Here is a 5,278-nt window from a genome sequence, read left to right as displayed (position 1 = left end):
GCCTATAGTAATAGAAATTGCATGTCGCTGAAAAGTAAAATGCCAAACCAGAAAAAAAACTGGTTCGGCGTTTTGTGTCAATAAGAAATTTCAGGAACGCCTGGTTCTAGCCCTTTCTCCGGCCAACAATAAAATACCGGTTAGAAATGCTATGGCACTTCCGCCAGAAGCTACGGATATTTCTGGGGCCTTGGTGATAGGGGGTGGGATGTTGGGCATTGCTTCTGCACTAGAGGCCATAAGAAAGCCTAACATGATAGATGCCAATGTTAATCGTATTTTCATTCAATGTCCCTCAATTTTAATTAAAAAAGTATAGATAAAATTATTATGCAAAACAAAAGCAGTTATATCTTTTGGCATAAAATTAACTATACATTAATTTTCACGCAGGCTGAATGCCGAGTCTTTGGGGTAAATTAGATTATAAATCTCAATTTACATCTCAGTTAAGACCAATCTCATGATTTGCGGAATCAGTATATGCAGGATTGCCTGGGATGTATATACGTAGAAATACCTATACGGCTGCGAACAAGGCATAAGTAAAACTGAAGTAGTTGTTTCATTTTGGTTTTTATTATTTCCCTCAGGTTAAGAGATTGCTCCCTTAACCGAGGGTAAGCCAAAGCGGTGTAGGACAATTATCCAGTTTTAATGGATAAAGAACAGCTTCAGTTAGTGCAACAGTCCATAGGCTATCAGGTTTCCCTTTGGGTTTGTATTTTTGTTCCCGGCAATAACGAACACCTTTCCATTCGCAATCACTGGAACATTGAACTTTGCGGAGTAAAGCCCCACGCTATCTTGGATGACTTGATTACTGTTGTACAACTCCGTTAATACATTAAGACTATTGCCTGAGCAGGTTGGGACGTAAGCCCGGAGTACACCGGCAGTGAGAGATCCATTTCTCTGCATTGCCCATAGGATACCATTGCTATTGCCATTGGCTGAAATGGCAAGTGTTCCCCCTGGGTAGGTGTAAGTTGCAGGAGATCGCTCTGCTATCGAAAGCACCCCGTTGTTCAATTGAAATGCCTGGATTGCATCAGCTACCGGTGCAAAGAACACACAGCCATTGTAATAAACTGGGTTGCTGTAATTACCGGGTTCTGGTGTACCTAAAGGAAAGATATTTTCCAAGTGTTGAACGGGTTGGGTAGCATTATGGCCCATGTTGTCACGGTTGATAAGGTCGATAGCGCTATTCTTCCCGGCGCCAATTAGCAGATGAGGGGTATTGCCCACTTGATCCGGCAACAGCATGACACCACCTGAGCCAAGGTCAAGATTTTGGGCTTCCAAGGTGCTCTGGTTGCTTGGCGTAAAATAGTCCGCGACAATTCCACCTGGATTCAATTTCAAAAAACTATCTCCGTAGTTAGATTGGTTAGCATTGAACGGTCCGTTTCCTGTCACGAAAAATACATTGAAGGCGGAATCGGCAGCTAGACCTCCGCCACTATGCCAGATGCCACCCCCCGAGCCATTCGGCGAGACGTTATATGCCATTGTTTGTGCGAGTGTTGTCGCGTTATATCCCAATACCCAGCCATGGTATGGCCCATTGTCACCGTGACTTGCGAAGGCCATATAAATTACGCCATTGTTAAGGAGCAGGGCGGGACGCTGATTCTCGATAAGAGAATTAAAGGATAATGTGCCACCGATGCTCCCAGTACCTGATCCTTGAACACTGGCCTGGATTATTACTGGGCCGCCGAACTTCTCGGCACCTGTCGCGATATCGAGTGCGTGTAACCGATGACGGTAGTTCGCGCCTTCTTTAGTCTTGGCGACAACGTATAAGGTGCCAGTCGCTGGGTCAATCACCGGTGTACTGGTGATTCCAATCTCGGGTGCGATATCGACAACTTCGCCAGTATCGGCCACAGGAACGGTGGTAACGCCTGGTGATAGAAAGCTCACTTGCCAGAGAGGATTGGCGCTTAAGCCGTCGGCATCGAAGGCGTAAACTGTATTGTGTTCCGTTGCCACAAAGACAACATTGTGGAAACCTTGCCCTGGAATGTTGACGTTGGCCATATAGAGTGGCGATGCATCGGTTACACCATCCAACGAATAAGTGAAGAGCTTGCCAAACCTGGCAGCATTCACGTTGGTTGGTGTCAGTACCGTTTCGTTTAGGTTCTGGCCAGTCCGTAAGTTGTCATTGTGATGGGTAAACATGCCTGGATAGTTGGTCACATACACCGTTGCATTAGCAGTCTGGGACTGAGCCGTTACCGTCACGGTATGAGTGCCGACAGCGTTGGGCGGGGTGTACAGGCCCGAGGCAGTAATCGTTCCAGAGGAAACAGAGCCTCCCGTAACGCCGTCCACCGACCAGACAACACCGATGCCGCTGGTCGTAAACTGTTGTGTCCGTGTGAATGTCAGAGGTGCCACAGATGGGCTGATGGAAAGTCCGGAACTTACACCTGTGCCGCTTAAAGAAATCGTGTGCGGGTTTCCGGGTGCATTATCCGAAATATTAACCGTTGCTATGCGAATACCCGACGTGCTTGGCGTGAAAGTTAAACTGATAATGCAACTGGAAGTTGGGGCAAGGGATGAACCACAAGTATTGGTTTGTGCAAAGTCGGAACTATTGACACCAGAAATCCCAATGCTGGTAATCGTCAGCGCCGAGTTTCCTGTGTTTGTTATCGTAACGGTTTGTGGGCTGCTGACTGTACCTGTCACTTGATTGGGGAAACTGATGCTACCGCTGCTTAGACTTACAGTTGGTACTTGGCCAACACTGCCGATTGGACTATCTTTCTCAACTTGTACTTGTGGTTGCGTTAGCGCTACGTTGTAAACCCTGACTTCGTCGATCATTCCTTGGAAATACTGCCCGTAGATACTGTCCCCGCCGATTTGCAATGGGTTGGTGGACACCAGGATGCTCCCTGTCTTTGGTAGGCTCGATACCAGTGCTCCATTTACATAAAGCTTCAGGGTTGTTCCGTCATACGTCGAGGCCAAATGGGTCCATGTATTCGCTGGCAGAATGGTTGTCCCAAAGGTTTCACCGTAACTGGACGGTGTCCCAAACTGTCCCCCTGCCCCAGGCAACCCGTTGTTACTGGTTGTCGACATCAAGTAGTAGTTGTCATTGCCCTTGAAAATCAAATCCCGCCATGCACTAGTCACAGTCGATGGGTTCACCCATGCCTCTAGAGTCATCGCAGTTGTGAGGTGCAATGAAGCCGCATCGATAATGTTTACACGTGCATCGGTTCCGTTGAATACCAACGCCCCACCATATTTACCTGCGTTTGTCCATGTTGCATTTGCGATTGCCCCGGTGTTTCCATTCCCCGATGCGTCCGTTAACGTCGTACCTGTTCCTTCGTCGAACGAGTAGGCCGCCACTAGGCCTGGAAGCGTAGCTAGCGTTGTTGCACTCGCCACGTTCGAGTACGGCCCAATATTCGGGGTCGCGTCCGTCGCCTGCAAACGGTAGCTATAGCTGGTATTTGGCTGTAAACCACCTTTATCACTAAACGTCGTCCCGATTCCCGTTGACACCGTAAGATGAGCAAATTCGGTGCATCCCGGTCCTTGGCATCGTTCCACCCTGTATCCGGTCACCCCAACATTATCCGTCGCCGCCGTCCAGCTCAGATTGATCTGGCTTCCGCTGATAGCCGTTGCCGTGAGATTTGTTGGCGCCGTTGGCGGGGTTGTGTCTGGAATGGAGATCGTCGTCGAATCACTGGCTGAATCATTTGACGTGTTAATTTGGCCGCCACCTACTACCGATGCCGTATTGGTTACACTTGTTGGAGCATTTGAGGCCACGTTCACGGTTAGCGTGACTGCCGGATAACTGGCAGCTGCGGCCAACAGGTCGCTACGCGTGCAAGTAGGGGAAGGTGTCAAGCTGCAGCTCCAGCCTGTGCCAGCCAAGGCTGTGGCCGTCAACCCCGTCGGTAACGTGTCGGTCAGTGTCACCGTGCCGCTGGTCGATCCAGTGCCACTGTTGGTCACGGTGAGTGTGTAGATTGCGCCAATTTGGCCTTGGGTGAGGTTGCCAACATGCGTCTTTGTTACTATAAGGTCAGGTATCGTCGATGTTGTGATTGTCGTCGAATCACTGACCATATCATTCGTTGTGTTGATTTGGCTACCGCCCGCTACCGATGCCGTGTTGACCACGCTCGTTGGCGCATTTGAGGCCACGTTCACGGATAGTGTGACCGCCGGATAACTGGCGGCTGCAGCTAACGTGTCACTGCGCGTGCAGGTAAGGGAGGGAGTCAGGTTACAGGTCCAGCCTGAGCCAACCAAGGCCGTGGCTGTCAACCCCGTCGGTAACGTGTCGGTCAGTGTCACCGTGCCGCTGGTCGGCCCAGTGCCGCTGTTGGTCGCTGTGAGTGTGTAGGTTGCGCCAATTTGCCCTTGGGTGAGGTTGCCAACATGCGTCTTTGTCACTGTCAGGTCTGGCCCTGGGCTGATTACGCCGATTGGCGTGTTCATGTCCGTCTGAATCTGCGATACCGTCAGCGCCACGTCGTAAACCCTGACTTCGTCGATCATACCTAGGAAAAACTGACCATAGATGCTGTCGCCACCAATCTGCAATTGGTTCGTTGATGTCAGGAGGTTTCCTGTCTTAGCCAGGCTGGACACTTGCACACCGTTCACAAATAGGCGCAGGGTCGTCCCGTCATAGGTCGCAGCCAAGTGTGTCCACGTATTCGTTGGCAGCAAGGCTGTGCCAAAGGTTTCACCGTAACTGGACTGTGTCCCAAACTGCCCGCCTGCCCCAGGCAACCCGCTGTTACTGGTTGTCGACATCAAGTAGTAGTTGTCATTGCCCTTGAAAATCACATCCCGCCATGCACTGTTCACCGATGAAGGGTTCACCCACGCCTCCAGCGTCATCGCCGCCGTCAAGTGCAAGGATGCCTTGTCGTTAATATTTACACGCGCAGTGGTTCCATTGAAGGACAGTGCGTTGCCGTATTTGCCTGTAGCCACCCAGGTCGCACCCGAAATTGTTCCTGCATTCCCGCCACCTGAAGTGTCCGCTACTGCTGTCCCCGTACCCTCATTAAATGAATAAGCTGCCACCAAGCCTGCAACCGAAACTTTAGGAAGCAAGGCCAGCATGAATAGAGCGACCAACCCAGCAGTAAAGTGTGAAAAGGAATTAATATAGCTTCTACCTATTCTTGGGGAGGGGCAACCTTTTATTGGAGACATTTTCGTTATCATCTCTGAGTCATAATGACGCAACGTGTAGGATTGAGTAAAAATTTTA

Annotated in this window: 2 protein-coding genes; both read right to left on the bottom strand. The window is 50.0% G+C overall.

The window, feature by feature from the left end; translation table 11 throughout:
- Window positions 1-90 precede the first annotated feature (90 nt).
- The gene (locus MGMO_RS21145; protein ID WP_407656523.1) at window positions 91-219 is read right to left on the bottom strand and encodes a VPEID-CTERM sorting domain-containing protein; all 129 of its coding nucleotides are present in this window, start codon (window positions 217-219) and stop codon (window positions 91-93) included.
- Window positions 220-678: 459 nt separating this feature from the next.
- Complete coding sequence (locus MGMO_RS12630; RefSeq protein ID WP_051384044.1) at window positions 679-5,127, bottom strand: LamG-like jellyroll fold domain-containing protein; 4,449 nt, start codon at window positions 5,125-5,127, stop codon at window positions 679-681.
- Between the last annotated feature and the right edge of the window lie 151 nt (window positions 5,128-5,278).

This window comes from Methyloglobulus morosus KoM1, assembly GCF_000496735.2.
Taxonomy (GTDB): domain Bacteria; phylum Pseudomonadota; class Gammaproteobacteria; order Methylococcales; family Methylomonadaceae; genus Methyloglobulus; species Methyloglobulus morosus.
The sequence above is the reverse complement of the archived record's forward strand: the minus strand, read 5'-3'. Positions and strand labels throughout refer to the sequence as shown.

Bases quoted from the DNA above. Each gene is read 5' to 3' on its own strand.
- MGMO_RS21145 (WP_407656523.1), bottom strand. From the start codon at position 219: ATGCCCAACATCCCACCCCCTATCACCAAGGCCCCAGAAATATCCGTA.
- MGMO_RS12630 (WP_051384044.1), bottom strand. From the start codon at position 5,127: ATGCTGGCCTTGCTTCCTAAAGTTTCGGTTGCAGGCTTGGTGGCAGCT.